11 protein-coding genes are annotated in these 16,930 nt (G+C 54.0%); 7 read left to right on the top strand and 4 right to left on the bottom strand.

Features of this window, described 5'->3' with window-relative positions; all coding sequences use genetic code 11:
* Positions 1-282: 282 nt before the first annotated feature.
* On the bottom strand, positions 283-1,770 hold the full coding sequence (locus AC6I1V_RS17675; protein ID WP_486854378.1) for a helix-turn-helix transcriptional regulator: 1,488 nt from the start codon (positions 1,768-1,770) through the stop codon (positions 283-285).
* A gap of 542 nt (positions 1,771-2,312) precedes the next feature.
* Positions 2,313-3,104: a hypothetical protein gene (locus tag AC6I1V_RS17670; RefSeq protein ID WP_486854379.1), complete on the bottom strand. Its 792-nt coding sequence runs from the start codon at positions 3,102-3,104 to the stop codon at positions 2,313-2,315.
* Between the two features lie 373 nt (positions 3,105-3,477).
* Here AC6I1V_RS17670 and AC6I1V_RS17665 point away from each other — a divergent pair, with 373 nt between their 5' ends.
* Positions 3,478-3,999, top strand: a complete 522-nt coding sequence (locus tag AC6I1V_RS17665) for a V4R domain-containing protein (RefSeq protein WP_308771805.1) — start codon at positions 3,478-3,480, stop codon at positions 3,997-3,999.
* Positions 4,000-4,002: 3 nt separating this feature from the next.
* A complete protein-coding gene (locus AC6I1V_RS17660; protein ID WP_486854380.1) occupies positions 4,003-4,929 on the top strand; it encodes a GGDEF domain-containing protein in 927 nt (308 codons plus the stop codon).
* A 14-nt stretch (positions 4,930-4,943) separates the two neighbouring features.
* Here the strand turns inward: AC6I1V_RS17660 and AC6I1V_RS17655 are convergent, their stop codons facing one another.
* Positions 4,944-5,138: a hypothetical protein gene (locus AC6I1V_RS17655; RefSeq protein WP_486854381.1), complete on the bottom strand. Its 195-nt coding sequence runs from the start codon at positions 5,136-5,138 to the stop codon at positions 4,944-4,946.
* Between the two features lie 768 nt (positions 5,139-5,906).
* Between AC6I1V_RS17655 and dnaB the strand changes: the two genes are divergently transcribed.
* The 3 genes from dnaB to AC6I1V_RS17640 all read left to right on the top strand — a co-directional run bounded on the left by dnaB (position 5,907) and on the right by AC6I1V_RS17640 (position 9,233).
* Positions 5,907-7,256 (top strand): replicative DNA helicase, encoded by a 1,350-nt coding sequence (dnaB, locus tag AC6I1V_RS17650; protein WP_486854382.1) that lies wholly within the window; start codon positions 5,907-5,909, stop codon positions 7,254-7,256.
* A gap of 437 nt (positions 7,257-7,693) precedes the next feature.
* Positions 7,694-7,867, top strand: coding sequence for a hypothetical protein (locus tag AC6I1V_RS17645; protein ID WP_497737289.1), 174 nt, complete (start codon positions 7,694-7,696; stop codon positions 7,865-7,867).
* A 919-nt stretch (positions 7,868-8,786) separates the two neighbouring features.
* Positions 8,787-9,233 (top strand): flavodoxin, encoded by a 447-nt coding sequence (locus AC6I1V_RS17640; RefSeq protein ID WP_486854383.1) that lies wholly within the window; start codon positions 8,787-8,789, stop codon positions 9,231-9,233.
* Between the two features lie 1,836 nt (positions 9,234-11,069).
* On the opposite strand, the gene AC6I1V_RS17635 is transcribed toward AC6I1V_RS17640, so the two are convergent.
* Complete coding sequence (locus AC6I1V_RS17635) at positions 11,070-12,506, bottom strand: hypothetical protein (protein WP_486854384.1); 1,437 nt, start codon at positions 12,504-12,506, stop codon at positions 11,070-11,072.
* Between the two features lie 286 nt (positions 12,507-12,792).
* On the opposite strand from AC6I1V_RS17635, the gene AC6I1V_RS17630 reads away from it, so the two are divergent.
* Positions 12,793-13,584 carry a ParA family protein gene (locus tag AC6I1V_RS17630; protein ID WP_302554665.1) on the top strand — a complete coding sequence of 264 codons (792 nt, stop codon included), beginning with the start codon at positions 12,793-12,795 and terminating at the stop codon, positions 13,582-13,584.
* Positions 13,585-13,816: 232 nt separating this feature from the next.
* Positions 13,817-15,700, top strand: coding sequence for a hypothetical protein (locus AC6I1V_RS17625; protein ID WP_486854385.1), 1,884 nt, complete (start codon positions 13,817-13,819; stop codon positions 15,698-15,700).
* The last annotated feature ends 1,230 nt before the right edge of the window (positions 15,701-16,930 follow it).

Below are 16,930 nucleotides of genomic sequence, written 5' to 3'. Positions count from 1 at the left end.
CAACCCCAAACTATAACAGAGCCTTGTTTACTCGTGGTTTCGCTGAAAAGTTATCAACCGTAAACTTAAACACAGCCGCCTTAAAAATACATATGGGGAGGGGATGAGGGGTTCCGTTGCCGGGCAATACCGGACATCCCGCCGGGAACCGGCGGCCCATTCCCCCGCCTGAAATAAGGGATTCGATAAGGTCGAAAGTCTTGGGAGGGGCTAGAGGAATGATTGGAGGGGGGAGGGGAACCCTTCTGGAGAAGGGTTCCCCTCCCCCCTCCAATCATTCCTCTAGCCCCTCACGACATACCCGGCATCCCTGAAAAGCCGCTTGGCATCGGCAACAGTGAACCCCTGCCACTCGGCGGAACACTCGGCGTCATTCCGGGGCACGGCGCCGGTCTCCACAACCACGACGTTCGCGCCCCATTCAAGCGCCTCTTTGCAGGGGGGATGGACGCAGATGTCCGGTACGTTCACGCCCCCGCAGATGCGGGTGATCGCTACAATCTGGGCAAGGCGGCGATCCGGGAGGGGGGCGTGCGATTCAAAGGGCGTGCCCTTGACGTTGATGCGGGCCATTGCCCCGCTCAAGGCCGCGCCGTTGGAAAGGGCCTCCATGAGCACATCTGCGATCTCCTCATCCGTGTGCTCCGGCCCCACGGGTTCCACCAGATGCGCCAGCTTGAGATCCGAATCCCGCACCGCCGCCAGCGTAGCCTTGCGATCCTCAGGCCGGAAGCATGTCGCCCGACCTTCCCCAAGCCGCAGGGAGTGATACACGACATCTATGCCCGACGCGGGCATCGCCTGTGCCTCAACCGGCCCGAATTCACCGGTATTCACCACCAGCCCGTAGTCTCCGGGGACGGCCCCGCGCACCTTTTTCGCCAGCGCGCAAAGGCGGTTGAGCCCATAAAATTCCGTTGTCCGCAGCGTCACCCACGACGCGCCTTCGTCCACAAAAGCCCGTGCCGCCTTGATGACGGCTTCGTCGTCCCACTCATGCGGCTCGGCAATCAAGCCCCACTTTTCACCGAACGCGCAAAACCCGCAGTTCATCGAACAGGGGCGGCAGTCGATGCCGATGGCGCTCCACACCCGCCCTTCATTGCCGGCCACGATATGCGCAACCTCCCTGGCCGCACGCCCAAGGTAAGCCGCTTCCTCTGAGTCCGGCGCAAGGGCCAGCAGGCGCAGCACCTCATCCCGCGAGACGGCCATACCGCGCAGCGCCCGGTTTTTGAGTGCGTCAATGAAAGGATAGATGCCCATCGGCCTGGCCCCGGCAGCAGGTTGGGACGCCCCACAGCCGCAGGGGGCGGGCGGGAAAAGCGAACCGGAGGGCCGGAACAGATCTTGTGGAGACAGGGAAACGGAATCCTCCGGCATAGGGCATGGTTCCGAATGCATCCCGGAGCGCGCGTCCTGCAAGAACAGCAGCAGGTTGGCGATGAAAGCCTGATGCGAGGTCAGTGTGCGCATCCATTGGTTGAAGCAGTGCCCGCCCTTTTCCGTCAACCTGTACCGCTTACGGGCGGGGCCGCTGCCCTCAAGTTCCCAGTCCGACTTCAGCACACCCTCCTGCTCCATATTCCTCAGCATCCGGTAGACGCCGGTGGCGTCTGGAGGCTGCTTGCGGAAAAGGCTTGTTTCCGCAAGGCGTTGCACCACAAGATAGCCGTGCAGCGGCCCGGAGGACAATACCGCTAAAATCACCGGCTGCACGAACCGCGGCAGGTTCACCCCGGAACAGGGACAGTTGTCTAGATCCATCATCAGACTAGCTCCATGAGTTGATATAACTCTTTTCTGAAACAGAAGTTCCTGTCAAGGACTTTTTAATATATGCAATAAGGCATACTTAAAAATTTTTTTATTGGTTATAGCAAGATACCATACATTCGGGGCAATATCTGCCGTGGATCAAGCCCCATGCCGACAGCGGCAAAGATATATCTAATGAAAAGGCTGCGTCATGGAAAACGGCTGATGCTTTTTCGTTGAAGCTCCAAAGAAATGGCCAGCAACATGCCTTGGCTATGGCTTTCTGCCAAGGGGAAAGCCGGAGAAAAAGGCCGTATTTTCACCGTGCTGTGGGGATGGAACAATACATGCCCTTTATAGGGCCATAAATCCTATCCGTAAGGCTGAAAGGCGCCGAAGGGGACACACACGCATGCCGCCCCTAAAAAAGCCTCAGAGGACGGATATGCGCGAAGGGCCTCCCCAGACGCAAACAGGGGTTCCGAATCAGCCTGAGCCGTCCCGGAACCCCCGTTTGCGTCACACGCCGTGCCCTTTATTTGCAGCCTAACCCGTCATTTGGATATGAATCCCCAAGAAGTGACCAGATAGGTAAGCTGATTCGCGGACATATCGATATTCACCGCGTAGACGGGATCGGCGGTATGCCCAGTAAGGATGGCCTCCTCTTGGGAAGGCTCTTTGACGGTGGCGGCAAGCGCTTTGAAAAAGCCCTGCGTCGTAAACAGGACGGAACAGGCCCCCTCTGTGGCGGTGGAAAAGACATTGAGGCGCTTGCGCATGGCTGTCCAACATTCATCGTCGCTCTTTCCCTGTGCCGCAAGCTGATAGAGATCAGCGTGACCCATTGCAGGCTGTACGGTTATCGGCATGCAGCCGCGAGCGCGCAGGTCGTCGAATATCCGTGCGAGGAGCGGATCACCCATATTTGCATACAAGATCACCGCAGCCGCCTTGCCTTCTTGGAACTGCACCACGCAAGTCCAGTCGGCCTCCATCCACTTGTACGGGAGCTGGAGCATATCCGCGTTGTCGGTGGGTTTTGCGCCGAGCGCTTTCGCCTCATCTTGGGACATGCCGAGCGAGAAAGGGCCGATGCCTCGTTCCCCCGCAGGGGAAGCGCTCCCGGCGGAAGCGGCAGGGGAAGGGCCTCCGGCGGGAACGGCGGTTTCCGGGCTGGTGGCATGTTCAACGGCAGCGCCGGAAGAAGGCTTGGCGGGATTGGAGTCGGCGGATTGGGCAGACGCTGCGGAGGCGGCTTTTTCCTGAGCCGCAGCCGGATCATCCGCCAGCGCTGCGGAAGAGGCGAACAGCACGGCGGCAAGCCCAAAAAGGATATGTTTCATGATTGGAACCTCTCTGATTATCGTGTCCGCGCGGAACGCCGCGTACTGCCAGTGCCAGACAGGAAATCATCCCTTTTGTCAAGGCTGATGGAGAAATGTTGATGCCCGGCGCAAAAAAGGGTTGTAGCGCCGTCATAAAGAACGTATTGATTTCATTTGAAGACAAAGATATGTTCTGCAAACCTTTTTTATGGCCCTGTCATGGCATGCGGCTGTTTCATCTCCACAGCACGGTGAAAATACGGCCTTTTTTCCGGTTTTCCCTCGGCGGGATACACGGCTAAGGCATTTTGCCTGTTATCCTTTTGGAGTTTCAAGGAAAAAAGCATCAACCATTTTCTATGACACAGCCTTTCATCATCACGGGGAACCCATGGAAAACCGTCTTTATGCCTTTGACTGGAAGTATATTGGCGACATAGAGCTTGGCCGCCCTAATCTTGGCAAAATGGCCCGCCTTGAAATCTACAGGCTCTTCCAATACACCTTGCGCGACGTGCTTGAGACTGAATACGGTACGGGGCAATCTGAAAGGTTGTTATATAAAGCGGGGTTCCTCGCCGGGATGGAATTCTGCAAACGGTATGTTGGGAAATGCGCATCGTTCAGCGATTTCGCCGCTAAGGCCCAAACCGCCCTTGAAGAGATGGGGGTCGGCATCCTCCACATTGAACATGCCGACATGGATAAGCTGGAGTTCACGCTCACCGTGGCGGAGGATCTGGACTGTTCCGGGCTCCCGGATTTGGGCCATGTCGTCTGTACGTATGACGAAGGGTTTATTTCCGGCCTTTTTGAGAGCTTTACGGGCAAGCCTTTTGAAGCCAAAGAAGTTGACTGTTGGTGTACGGGCGACAGAACATGCCGTTTTGAAGTCAAACCTGCTGCCGAGTGACTCATGACCGCTCCCCTCTCGACGAATGAAGCGACAGCGATTCTTTCGTCCATCCTCATGGATCCCCAGTGGTCTGCGGATTCCATCGCCGGCTTGCCTGAAGACGATCCTTTCGGCAAGCTTTGTTGTGATTTGGCCGAAATCCGCGCGCACGTACAAGCCTTGTCCAAGGGAGACCTGAGCAGAGGGAACAAGGCACGCGGCTTCGTAGCCGGATCGCTCAAGGCTACGGAGGCCAACCTGCGCCACCTTACATGGCAGATGGAACGCGTCTCGCAGGGGGACTATTCGCAGTCCGTATCGTTCATGGGAGATTTTTCCAAGGCATTCAACAAGATGAGCCGGGAGATGCACAGCAGGGCCGAGGAGCTTTCCCGGCTGCTCGAACGGTATCGGGTGCCTGCGGACGAGGATACGCTGACGGGGCTCCTCAACCGGCGCACCTTTTTTAAATTGGCCATGAGCGAACTCCGGCGCGCGAAGGAATTCCATCAGGATTCCCATCCGGCACTTTGCCTCGCCCTTGCCGATCTCGACAACTTTAAAAATGTAAACGGACACTTTGGGCACGCCAACGGGGACAGGGTTCTTCAGCTCTTTGCCTGCCGCCTGCGTGAGGCCTCCCATGACGATGATCTGTGCTGCCGTTTCGGGGGCGACGAATTTATCATCCTGATCCCCCGAATCGGCAGGGATGAAAGCATCGAACACGTCAACCGCTTACGGGAAATCTGCTCGCTGGCCCCCACTCATGGGCCAGCCCCTGAAATGAAGGTCACGGCCAGCTTCGGCCTGTCCTTCATCGGCGAATCCGAACTGCTCAATACGTTCAATTCCGTTGAAATCCTTGAACATGCCATTCAAGTCGCCGACCATCGCCTTGCCCGTGCCAAACAGGAAGGCCGGAACCGCATCTGTTCCGCAGGATAAAACGGCATACCTGTTCATGGCAGCCGTTGGCGGCCCCGTTCCATGCCGTGCGGAACGCGGGCACGGCCTCCGGCGACGATGGCCTCAAGGCCGCCCATCATCAACCCCTGAGAGGCCCCCGACGCTGTTGCCCGCCGATGTCGGATAAAAGCGATACGGCACGTCATGCCCGTTCCACCGCCCTTCGGCACAGCAGGCGTCGTATCCATACTTTGCCGCCGCCCTTCCCCGGATGCGGAAGGGAAGCCGAGGAACAGCGGCATCCCCTCGCTGAGGCAGGTGGGCCTCCGCTCGCCGCCTCCTCGGTAACGAAAGGCTGTGTCATAGAAAATGGCTGATGCTTTTTTCCTTGAAATTCCAAAGGAAGAAACAGCAGAATGCCTTGGCTATGGATTCCGTTAATGGGAAAACTGGAGAAAAAGGCGGTATTTTCACCGTGCTGTGGAGATGAAACAACCACATGGCATGAAAGGGCCTAGCGAAAAAGCCCCCCTCAGGGCTGGAACCGATCAACGGCATGGCATACCGCTGGCGGCGGCAGTCGACCCCCGGCGCTGCTGCCCGCCGATGTCGGTATAAAAGCGATACGGCACGCCATGCCCGTCCCACCGCCCTTCGGCACAGCAGGCGTCGCATCCATACCTTGCCGCCGCCCTTCCCCCGGATGCGGAAGGGGAAGCCGAGGAACAGCGGCATCCCCTCGCTGAGGCAGGCGGGCCTCTGTTCGCCGTTCCCTCGCCCCCTTTATGGACACGGGCTGCGGGGCTCCTCCCAGTATTTCAGAAAATACAAGGCTACATAAAAGGATGTTCCCTCCGCCCATACAAAAAACAAAAGATGCCCGTTCCCAAACGGGAATATGGCCGCCGGGCCATGCGGGCCCCATTCAGCGGGCCTTCCTCTTTTTGCCGAAAAGCCCTACCTTGGAAGGGAAGAAAGGGCGCTGACGGCGCCTCCAACCTTTTCCACACAACGCCATGAAGACAGAATTTGAAACAGCCACAACGGATCTTGCCCGCAGAGTCCCCCCACACAGTGCGGAAGCCGAGCGGGCCGTGCTCGCCGGGCTGATCCTGCGCCCTTCCGCAATGGGGCAGATCGCCCCCATGCTGCACCCGGAAGATTTTTACCTGCCCGCACATCAGACGCTGTATGCGGCGGCCCTTGGGCTCCATACCGACAACCGGCCCGTGGATCTCGTTACCCTTGCGGAACACCTGCGCGATCAGGGTTCGCTGGAACAGGCGGGCGGCGCGGCCTATATCGCGGAGCTGGCGCAGTCGCATGTCAGCGCGGCAAACGCCGAGTATTACGCCAAGCTCGTGCGGGACAAATCCATCCAGCGCGGGCTCATCGAGGCGGGGGCCAAGATCGTTTCCACGGGCTTCGACACGTCAAAGGATCTGGCCGGGCTCATCGACGAGGCCGAGCAGTCCGTCATGGCGGTCTCCAGCCGCACCAGTTCCGGGGGTTTCCGACCCGTGCAGGCGCTCGTGGGGGACGTGGTGGACGCCGTGCTCAAGCCCGCCGCGGGCGGGATCACCGGGCTCGCTACCGGCTATCCCGAACTCGATGCCATCACGCGGGGGCTCCAGCCTTCGGATCTGATCATCATTGCGGCGCGCCCTGCGATGGGCAAAACCGCCCTTGCCCTCAACCTCGCCATGCGTGCCGCCATCAGCGAAGGCGCGCCCGTGGGCATCTTCTCGCTGGAAATGTCCGAACACCAGCTTGTCCAGCGCATGATCAGCCTGTGGGGGAAAATCCCGCAGGAACAGCTTTCCACAGGCCGCCTTAGCAAAACCGAGGGGGCACGGTTCTTTGAGACCGCCGATCTGCTCCGAACCGCGCCGCTGTTCATCAACGAGACGCCCGCCATCAGTACCCTCGAACTCCGTTCGCAGGCCCGGCGGCTCAAGGCCGAGTATGGCCTTGGGCTTATCGTGGTGGACTATTTGCAGCTTATGCGCTCCTCGCGGCGCACGGACTCGCGTGAACTCGAAATTTCGGATATTTCCCGTTCGCTCAAGGCCATAGCCAAGGAGCTCGACGTGCCGGTCGTGGCACTTTCGCAGCTCAACCGCAAGGTCGAGGAGCGCAAGGACAACCGCCCCCTGCTCTCCGACCTGCGGGAATCCGGGGCCATCGAACAGGATGCCGACATCGTGATCTTCCTCTACCGTGAGGAAGTGTATAAGCCCGACACGCCGAAAAAAGGCATCGCCGAGCTTATCATCGGCAAGCACCGCAACGGGCGTATCGGAACCGTGGAACTGGCTTTCCTGCCGCAGTACACCGCCTTTGAACCGCTCGCCAAGGATCGCTGATCGGCAAAGGATCGCTGATCAGCAACGGTGGATTTGCCGAACAGACATTCCTGTTGGGGGGAGACTAGGCCGTGCCGTCGTTTTACATTTAATTATTTGAACTTATTTAAGATAATCTTTTTGGACTTAAAAAATAGTTATATAGTTCCAACAGATTATATCTAATTCACGACACGGCCTAAGGCGCTTGGGGAAGGAGAACTTTTCCGAAAGGCTGTGTTAAAGAAAAAGGTTGATGCTTTTTCCTTGAAACTTCAAATAGATAACCGGAAAAAGGCCTTAGCCTTGGCTCACGCCGAGGGGAAAACTGGAAAAAAGGCTGTATTTTTCACCGCTCTGTGGAGATGAAACAACCACATACTAGAACAAAACCTTTTGAAAGGCCGCGTCATAGGAAAGGACTACTGCTTGCCTTCTGAAAGGCCCTGTCATGATATATGGCTGTTTTGTCTCAGCAATATGCTGAAAAACATATGCTTTTTTTCCATTTTCCGCTGGTGGGCTCCATGATTGGGGATTTTATTGATCATTTCTTTGGAATTTCAAGGAAAAAGCATCAACCGTTTTCTATGGCACAGCCTTCTGAAAAATTCCAAAGCAATAACCAATAATGTCCTAGCCATAGAGCCAGCCAATGGAAAATTTGGAGAAAAAGGCTGCATTGTTGCCGTAGAGTGGAGCTGTCTTTCCACCATGCTGCGGAAATGGAACAACCACATTCCATGACGGGCCTTCTGAAAAGCCCCCTTCCCCAAACCTGTCAGGGTGCCCCGTTTCAGGCGCGTTCCCCGCTTTCCGAGGATATTGGATCGGACTCCTGTCCACAGCATCCTTTGGTGTGCTTTCCCGCTGAGGGAAGCCCCCGTTCACTCCGGCTTGTATATCTAAAGGCCGCAATGCAGGACGTGTGAAAATGCACAGCCCTCTCCCCGCACATGGCGCATTCCCTATGGCATTGCCCGCTGGATACGGACGGAGTGCCCCGTTTTTCGCATTTTTCGGCGCATCGTTCCGTTGCAAGAAATTACGCCGGAACAGCCTTGCGATATTCCTCTAATAGGCTGAATATACTTTAGGTTATGCAACTTTTCGTTGAAAGCGCCATCATTGGGGCATCTCATTGGTACGTTATTGGGAGTTCCAAAGAATAGGGGCTTCAGTGTTTTTATGATAAAATATATTGTATTTTCAATGTAATAGCATATTTTTTCAAGAATTTTGAAAAAAAGCGAACTTTATACTTGAAAAAGAATTTCAATTTCATTATTGTCTTTTCACGGACGACGAGGAAGCAGGCAGTACCCCCGTCTCCAGTCAAACTGTTGCCGAGAAATCGGCACAGGAGCCGGGAGGTGGTTGGCCCGGCTTCTCCAGCCGGATGCCGATCCCCCCTCGGAAGCAGTCCTTCGGCATCCGGCAAAGAAATTTCCGAACACATGGGCTTTTCTCAGCTTCGCGTGTTCTCATTGCCTTTTCCGGCCCAAAAGAGCGAGTGTACGGGAACAAAACCGTTTCAACATGGAGTAGAGCATGAGTAAAATACTGATTGTTTACGGCTCCACGACCGGCAACACGGAAGCTCTCGCGGAAATCCTTGGACGCCTTATCCAAGAGGCCGGACATGAGCCCACCCTTCTCAATGCCGCCGACGCCAGCGCGCCCGGGCTTTGCGACGGATGGGATATGATCCTTTTCGGCTGTTCTGCATGGGGCGACGATGAAATCGTCCTACAGGACGATTTTGATACGTTGTTCCAGCAGTTCGACCTCATCAACGCCAAGGGGCACAAAACAGCCTGTTTCGCCACGGGGGACAGCAGTTTCACATACTTCTGCGGGGCCGTCGACGTCATCGAAGGCGCTCTTGAACGGCTGGGCGCGAATGTTGTCGCTGAGGGCCTTAAAATCGATGGGCAAGCCCAGTCCGACCAGCCGGAAATCCACGAATGGGCCAAGGCTGTCCTTGAGGCGTTGTAGGAACCCCAAAAATCTTCCTTCCAAATGCTCGTTTCCTTGCGAGCGCAACGGGCCGGAGTCATCTCGACCTCTCCGACCCACCCCCTCCTCCTTGCGCCCCGGTTCGACCGCCGAACCGGGGCGATACTTTTTCCATCATTGAGCCCTCAAGGAAATATGGCTATCTCAAACCATCCCCTCTTCCATGCCGCGCCCAATGCCGCCGAGTTACGCCTCATTGGAGCAGGGCCCTTTACAAGTACAGTACGCCGTGCCTTCTTGCGCTCTAGGGCCCTTCAAACATTCGCACCCCGCACCGTTTCCTCTAAAAAAGCCAAGGAGTCCTCCCCCGATGGCGTGCTTTTCGTAAAGGCTGTGCCCTAGGTCGTGTCGTTATTTTACATATAATTATTTGAAATTATTAAAAATAATCTTTTACAACCTAAAAACAGTTAAACAATTTCAATAGATTATATAATTGACGGCACAATCTAGAAGAAAACGGCTGATGTTTTTTTCTTGGCTCTGTCATGGTATCTGGCTGTTTTATATCTACAATATACTGAAAATACAGCTTCTTTCTCCAATTTTTCGCTGATGGGCTCCATAATTGGGGTATCTTATTGGCTATTCCTTTGAAATTTCAAGAAATAACGTATCAACCGTCTTCTATGGCACAGCCTTTCTCAAAATTCCAAAGGAAGAACCAATAGGATACCTCTAAAGCCGCCAACGGGAAAACTGGAGGAAAAGACTGTATTTTCACCATACTGAGGAGATGAAATAACCGTATATCATGACGGAGCCTTTTTCGTCCCCATTACCTGATTCCCCTCCTCAACATTTTCCCGGAACGGGCTCTTTTCGCATTTGGCTGTGCCCTAGAAAGCGGCTGATGCTTTTTCCTTGAAGTTCCAAAGGAACAAGCAACATGCCTTAGCCGGGGATTCCACCAAGGGGAAAGCTGGAGAAAAAGGCCGTCTTTTCACCGTGCGGTGAGGATGAAGCAACCACATACATGGCAGAGCCTTCCTAAGGAGTTCCTTGTTTTCCCCTGTCTTCATAGGAATCTTCATCAGTCAGCATCTGTCATTGACAATTTGCAACAGGCATCCATCCAGAAGATTTTTCCCTCAGCTTCCTTGAAAGAACTGTTTCTGTTCATCACCATCTGTTACCGTCAGACAACACCTGCAACCAGCAGTGAATGACTGACAATGATAGCTTCAGACAGGCATTGCCAGACACGAAAACGGAGCACGTCAAAACGGCCACTAATACTCAATAACCATGTAGAATAAAAATATATTTATATAAAGAAACAACAGGGGAAATGTGCTATTGAGGTGTCATCGAAGAAGCTGAGGATGTCCGCTCCTTCCTATCAAAACGATTCGGCAAAATATTCTCTTTTTGTATATATTACATTGAAATATTATGAAAATTTTTAATTATAAAAACTGTTTTCCCTCTGCATCCGCCTTTCCTAAGGATTCAGAGAGCCTCAATAAAAAATCCACGAATACCTTTTTTAGGTGTCAACGAAAACAATACGTTATCGACAGTGACAGCTAAAGTGCGTTCGTGACGGCTTATGACGCACATTAGCTGTCATATGGCTTTCCAGAGAAAAAACGAAGGACAGCGCACGACGGGAAGCTATACGGCAACATGCCCACTGATTTACGATAATATCTTGAAAAATATATTTATTTTTCAAAATACCCAAAACGTCTGAACGCCCACCGTGCAGGGAAGGGAACCCGGCACGGCCAAGAGTATATATGGATACGGAAATGGCGGAGCGGCATCAAAAGGACAACGCATAAAAAAGGCCGCTTACACGGCCTCGTTTGTCTAGTCTTCTTTCCTGCGCCCCCGCCTTCGGGATGGAAGGGCTTCGGCTGTACGGTTGAGGATCACGATATTCCCCTTGGTCAGGATACTGGTTTTCTCCAGTACCTTCTTTTCCGCCAATTCCGCGATGGCATCCCGAATCTGCCGGCGCGTTTCCTTTAACGGCGAGCGCGGATCCATATTCAGCGCCAATGCCAGCGTGCGGATATCCCCCCGGAAAACCGGGTTTTCCCTGTGCGACTGGCAGAAGCGGTACATGGCCTTCGCAATGCTTCCCCTGATCTGGAAGCGCTTGGCTACGTCAATCCAAGTGAGCCTGTTCGCCACGTACATTTCCCGGAAGAACGGGCTGATTGTCACTGAAATATCCCGTTCCGCATCATTTTTTCCGCGCAGGCGCAAATTCGAGATAATGTGCGTAAGGTCGTAGAACGTCTCCTGCCCCCTTTCACGCACCACCAATTCGATGGTTCCGTGCGCGAGGCATGTGAGCCCTGTCACCAAGCGCGTGTAATGGTTCTTCCCCGGCCTCTTATGCCCCATCAAACGCAGGATCGGCAGCAACGGGCCGCGATAGGTAAATTTTCCCGTACCGCTCTCCGGGAACGCCGAACGCACAGGTTCCGGAAAAGCCTCCACGCCGCCGGAAACATACGGGGCTTCGGGGAGCTCCGGGGCGACAGGCACAAAACCCTCTTCCGTATCCTTTGCGGGAAGCGTTCCGGCCGAGCGGGCATGGCGTGCCTCGGCCCCCTCAGCTCCGGATTCAATGATCGCCAGCAGAGCCATCAGCACATCCTCCTCCTCAACGCTGAGCTTCGGCCCAGTATAAAGGATATCACCCCACGGCCCAGAAGAGATGCGTTCCTTAAAGAAGAAAGCCCCAGATGCCGCAATGCCGCCTTTTTCACGCGAGGTAATGTCGGGATCACGCATCAGCGCATCCCGGCGCCCCTTTTCAAGGTTATTCATCGGAAAAAACGGCGAAACGCGTGCAATGCTGGTTGGATAGCCGCACCAAAGTGAAGGGCGTTCCTCAGCTTTAGGGGCAGGCAGGGGGGCTGGAGGAGCGGCCTCAACAGGGCTGGGCGCAGGAACGGGCTTCGGTGAAGCCGCCCTGACGACTTCACACGCCGCCTCCCTCGCCTGTTCGCGGGCGAGCTCCTCAAGGCTCACAGGCAAGGGCCGTTTCCGCTCCTCAGGCGCGGCAAGCGGGCGGCAAGCCTTAGAGGAAGGGCTTCCATTTCTGCGCCACTCTTCGATGATCGCAACGATAAAAGCCGGAACATCCTTCCAGTCGAGTGCATCGATCTGCGCGGCAAGCGTGGGGTTGTACAGCCTCAGGCGCTCCCGCTCCTCAGGGGAAAGGGGGGAGGGGCCAGCCGCCTCAAGAAAGCCCTGCAACGCTTCACCTACGGATTTCATCTTATTGGCCATAGCAATATTCCGCATTAGAGCACCAGCCTGCCGTCCAAACGGCACAAGGGCCGCCGGAAGGTGCTGAAACCCGGAGGCGCCGGGCGCGCATCCATAGAAGAAAAAGGTGTCAAACTCCGCAAAAGGCCTTTCTTTCCCCGGCCCTCGCCGCTCATTTCCGACTCTAGAAAATGTTGATGGCTGCCATTCTCCGCATACATTTACCGCTTTTATTCAGGATGATCATTGACTTTTTTTGGGCATCGTGCAAAAAATTCGACACATCATACGCAAATCGGAGGATCTCATGGCAGCGAAAGTCATCGCTTTTGCAAACCACAAAGGTGGCGTGGGCAAGACCGCGAGCACTGTTAACGTAGCGTATTGCCTCGCTAAACGCAAACGCCGTGTGCTTGTTGTGGACTGTGATCCTCAGGGGAACGCCTCGCTGACCCTCGGAACCATATCCCCATACGAGCAACCCCGCACCGTGGCAAATCTTTTTACCGGGCTTTCGTTTTCGGCGGCGGCCGTGCCTTCCAAATATGAAGGGCTGGATCTGATCCCCGCCAATCTGAACGTGTACGCTACGGTAAGTACGCTTTCCAATTCCATCAAGCGCTTTTTCGGATTCCGGCAGGCGCTCGATAAGGCGGCACTGAACACCTACGATTACATCCTGCTGGATTGCCCGCCCACTATTGAGGGCGCGCTCCTGACGAACGCGCTTATCATTACGGACTATATCATTATTCCGGTTGGGGTTGAGGATACTTACGCCCTTTCCGGCGTGAGCCATCTTATCAAGGTCGCGGAAACCCTGCGTGCCGATACCGAGTCGAACCTCGCGATCATGGGCGTACTGCTGACTATGTACGACGGCCGCAATAATGCCGCGAAGACCATCCGCAACGTGGCGATTGGGACTTTCGGCGAGGAAATGGTATTTCGTACGACTATCCCAAGAAATACTACGCTGAACAAGGCCGTTATGAGCAATCTTGCCGTCTGCGACTACGATGACGGTTGTTCTTCCTGCCGCAGCTACCGTGAGTTGGCACAAGAAATAGAAGCCCGGCTTGATCCCAAAAATGCCTGAGCATCCCAAATGGGCATGCGGGCAAGGCCTGTTTTGGCGCTTCATATTACTCTTTTAAATTTGAACGATTGGTAACATCTAATTCTTTCCCGGAAGAGGCAACGTGTACCGTTAGGGGTTGGATCTCGTTATTAGCCGTACCATGCTACTTATGAGTAATATTCTTTCTCCGCCAGAAACAGCTTTCCCCCTCCCGGTGCACTTTATCCTCTTCCTTCCGTAAGGAACTGACATGGCTAAGAAATCAAGCATGCCGGACTTTACCTTCGCTCTCGGTGCCGACCTTCGGGAAGCGGCCGCCAAGATGCGTAAAATGAGCCAGCCGCCGAAGCATCAATCTGATGAGGCCATAGATGCCATGTCTGGCGATGCGGAAAGCACCGTCGAATCCCCAGTAGCGGAACCCCCCATTGCTGAGGAAGAAATAACGCCGGAACCCAATCCCGATGCGCCCATCTGCGAAGAGCCGCCTCAGGCGGAATCCTGCGCATCTGCCGTAGCCGGGCCCTCCGAGGGAAATCTTACCCCCGCAGACTCCGCTTGTGCCGCAGCAGACAGCGGCTTGCAGCCTCTTGAAGAGATGGGCTCCACCCCCTCTCAAACAGCCGGACAAGGGACGGCAGAACCTTCTGAGCTGCCTGCTGCTTCTGAAAAGGAAATCCCCCTCCCTGCCACCGTTGAGAAGGCAGAATCTTTCCTGGCCCCTTCCCCTGACCCCCATTCAGCTTCAGGGGAAGTTTTCAATGCTGCCTGCACGTCGGATGCAGACCCCGCATATCCCCGCTCAGCTAGCCGGGATGAACCTTCTGCCGCACAGATTCAGGCAGCGCAAGACAGCCCGGATTGCACAGAAACGTCAATGTCAGTTGATGACAGCTTAATACAAAAAACAACAAATACAGACAGTCAAAAACAATCCGTCCTACGTCAGTCAACGATACCCCTCCCCAAAGGCACAAACTGCCATCAACTGTCATACAACTATCACAATCAGCCATCGACTGACACCGTGACAGGTACCTCGCAGGCTATTTGCCAAGCGCCTTCCGCTCATGCTGATCCGGTAAGACAGCCGGAGGATATAGCCAGCCACGCAGCAGACACACAGGCATCACATAGTCAGTCACAAACTGTCACTGACTATCAATTCTATGCGACAACAGGAATGGAGTCCCTTTATCCTGACGGGCAATCTCCACTCTTAGCGGAACCTTTTCAATCTAAGACCGTTGTCTCCCCAAACGCTGTGGCTGCACGTCCCGTATCTCAAAATGACAGCTTCAAATCGTCACAAACAGTCATCAATGCGGCAATTCCCCATGAGCACCCCGATAGTTCTTTCCATTCAGAACAGATAAAACATACGTCCACGCAATCCGGCGTCCCCCAAGGCATTTCGCCGTCCATAGCTGCGGCCACACTTCAAAATGCCCATCTTGGCGGAGCACGTCAGATACTTCTGGATGCGCTCACCGCGTTGAGACAGCAATCCCCCCAAGTCGTCGTCAACCTTAAACGCCTAGCCCCAGCGATCGGGCTTTCCTACGGCACAGTCCGCAACACCATAAGCCGCCTTGTACGCGAAGGCGTCATCTGTACAACGCAAGTCCGCACCGGAGATGCGCACGGCGTATGCGTCGAATTCATTGATGACAATCCATTACCGACAATGACTGTCCCTTCACGCATCAAACAGTCAACAACCTATCAACAACAATCACAGACAGTCACAAACACAAAAACACCTGAAGCGGCACCTGCGTTACCGTTGGATGACACCTGCATATGGAATACAGATGGAGACTTCATCGCCATTTTGTGGCCTTTTGCTGCGGCTGCGGGGTTCGGGCCAGCCCATCTGGCACAGCTTAAGCGTGCCTATCAGTTGCAGGGATGGGAACCGGAAAACGTGCCGCGGTGTTTGCGCTACCTTGATTGGGAGCTTGCCAATGGCGCCTCCTCAGGCCCTGAGCATGTCACCCTATGGCTGCGCATCATGCAGCGGCAAGGGCACTATCCGCGTCCTGAAGGGTATGTAGATCCTGAAGTGCAGCGTCTCCGCCAAAAAGCCGAAGAGGAACGCGAACTCGCGGAAGCCCGCAGCCTCTTTAAGTAATTCGCTCTTTTTTCACCAAAAGAAAACCGCAGCCGATCTGGATGTAGTACAGACCATACCGCCCCTTGTCCCCGGCATTGGTCACACCAGATGGTCTGGAGCAAATTCATTTCAACATATTACAATCATGTTGAAATTTTAAAGTTTAAGGGACGCTCGATTCGGCATTGCCAGCGCAAATAAATGGGGCTTATGTCTTCCGGCGACCGCCTGCTTCCCGCAGTTGGAAGGGTATTTTCGACGTGAAAACATTTAGCTGTGGATTCCGTCAATGGGAAAAACGGATAAAAAAGCCGTCTTTTCCGCGTGCTGTGGAGATGGAACAACCACATATCATGACATAGCCAAACCTTTTAAAAGAATTTTTGACTGCTTGAAACAGCTAATGACAGTTATCGACCATCACAGTCAGTTTCCTAAAAAGATTCTTTTGTACTATAAAAAACCGTTACTGACCATCATCAGCTATCATCAAGAGTAATTGTCTGTTGATGATCATCATTCAGCACATATAACACGGCTTTGAACCTCCGCCGCTGAGTGTCACACACACACACACACACTCTCTCTCTCTCTCTCTCTCTCTCTCTCTCTCTCTCTCTCTCTCTCTCTCTCTGCCTGTGTTTATTCTTGGCTGTTTTTGCTTTCCGCAAAGGGAAAATTATTTTCTTATTGAATTCCTTTGGAATACTGAAATCCTTATAGGGGCCCGTTTAGCCCTTGATGCTCAAGGGATTTGAAAGGCTGGCAGTGGGCATTTAGCCGTATTCAAGTGGGGGATTTACCGAAAAAAGGTGGTCATTTAACCGTACATGGGGAGCCATTTTACCGAAAGTGGGCATTATGACGAATATGAAAAAGAGCCTGTTTCCCGCATTGTCGCAATGGGGGGGAATCCCAAAGTGGGTCAGCGCTTCCTTTTCGGTAATGTTTGGATCAACATAAAATATGTTACAGCAGAGTAAAATATGATAACTGGCCTTAAGGCAGGCACATACGGAAATCAGGGGATGACCTCCTCCGTTTGCCAAAGTTTTTGCGTGCCATAATTTGTATGCAGGGCAACCTGCTGGAACCATTCTTGAAAAGATATGCGAAAAATGAAGAGATGATGAAGAAAGTAGGGAATGGAAACTGTGATGAATCCCTTTAGAAAAGGTTCCCGTGTGATGTTGAATCATTGAAAGGCAGGTTTCCGGGGAGGATATAAAAAAGGCGGGGAAAATATTT

It is taken from the genome of Bilophila sp. T19-St14, from assembly GCF_059728385.1.
This window is presented reverse-complemented; position numbering and strand designations above follow the sequence as displayed.

Coding starts and splice junctions, on each gene's coding strand:
- AC6I1V_RS17675 (WP_486854378.1), bottom strand. CDS start 1,770: ATGATGGATCTAGACAACTGTCCCTGTTCCGGGGTGAACCTGCCGCGG.
- AC6I1V_RS17670 (WP_486854379.1), bottom strand. CDS start 3,104: ATGAAACATATCCTTTTTGGGCTTGCCGCCGTGCTGTTCGCCTCTTCC.
- AC6I1V_RS17665 (WP_308771805.1), top strand. CDS start 3,478: ATGGAAAACCGTCTTTATGCCTTTGACTGGAAGTATATTGGCGACATA.
- AC6I1V_RS17660 (WP_486854380.1), top strand. CDS start 4,003: ATGACCGCTCCCCTCTCGACGAATGAAGCGACAGCGATTCTTTCGTCC.
- AC6I1V_RS17655 (WP_486854381.1), bottom strand. CDS start 5,138: ATGGATACGACGCCTGCTGTGCCGAAGGGCGGTGGAACGGGCATGACG.
- dnaB (WP_486854382.1), top strand. CDS start 5,907: ATGAAGACAGAATTTGAAACAGCCACAACGGATCTTGCCCGCAGAGTC.
- AC6I1V_RS17645 (WP_497737289.1), top strand. CDS start 7,694: ATGGCTGTTTTGTCTCAGCAATATGCTGAAAAACATATGCTTTTTTTC.
- AC6I1V_RS17640 (WP_486854383.1), top strand. CDS start 8,787: ATGAGTAAAATACTGATTGTTTACGGCTCCACGACCGGCAACACGGAA.
- AC6I1V_RS17635 (WP_486854384.1), bottom strand. CDS start 12,506: ATGGCCAATAAGATGAAATCCGTAGGTGAAGCGTTGCAGGGCTTTCTT.
- AC6I1V_RS17630 (WP_302554665.1), top strand. CDS start 12,793: ATGGCAGCGAAAGTCATCGCTTTTGCAAACCACAAAGGTGGCGTGGGC.
- AC6I1V_RS17625 (WP_486854385.1), top strand. CDS start 13,817: ATGGCTAAGAAATCAAGCATGCCGGACTTTACCTTCGCTCTCGGTGCC.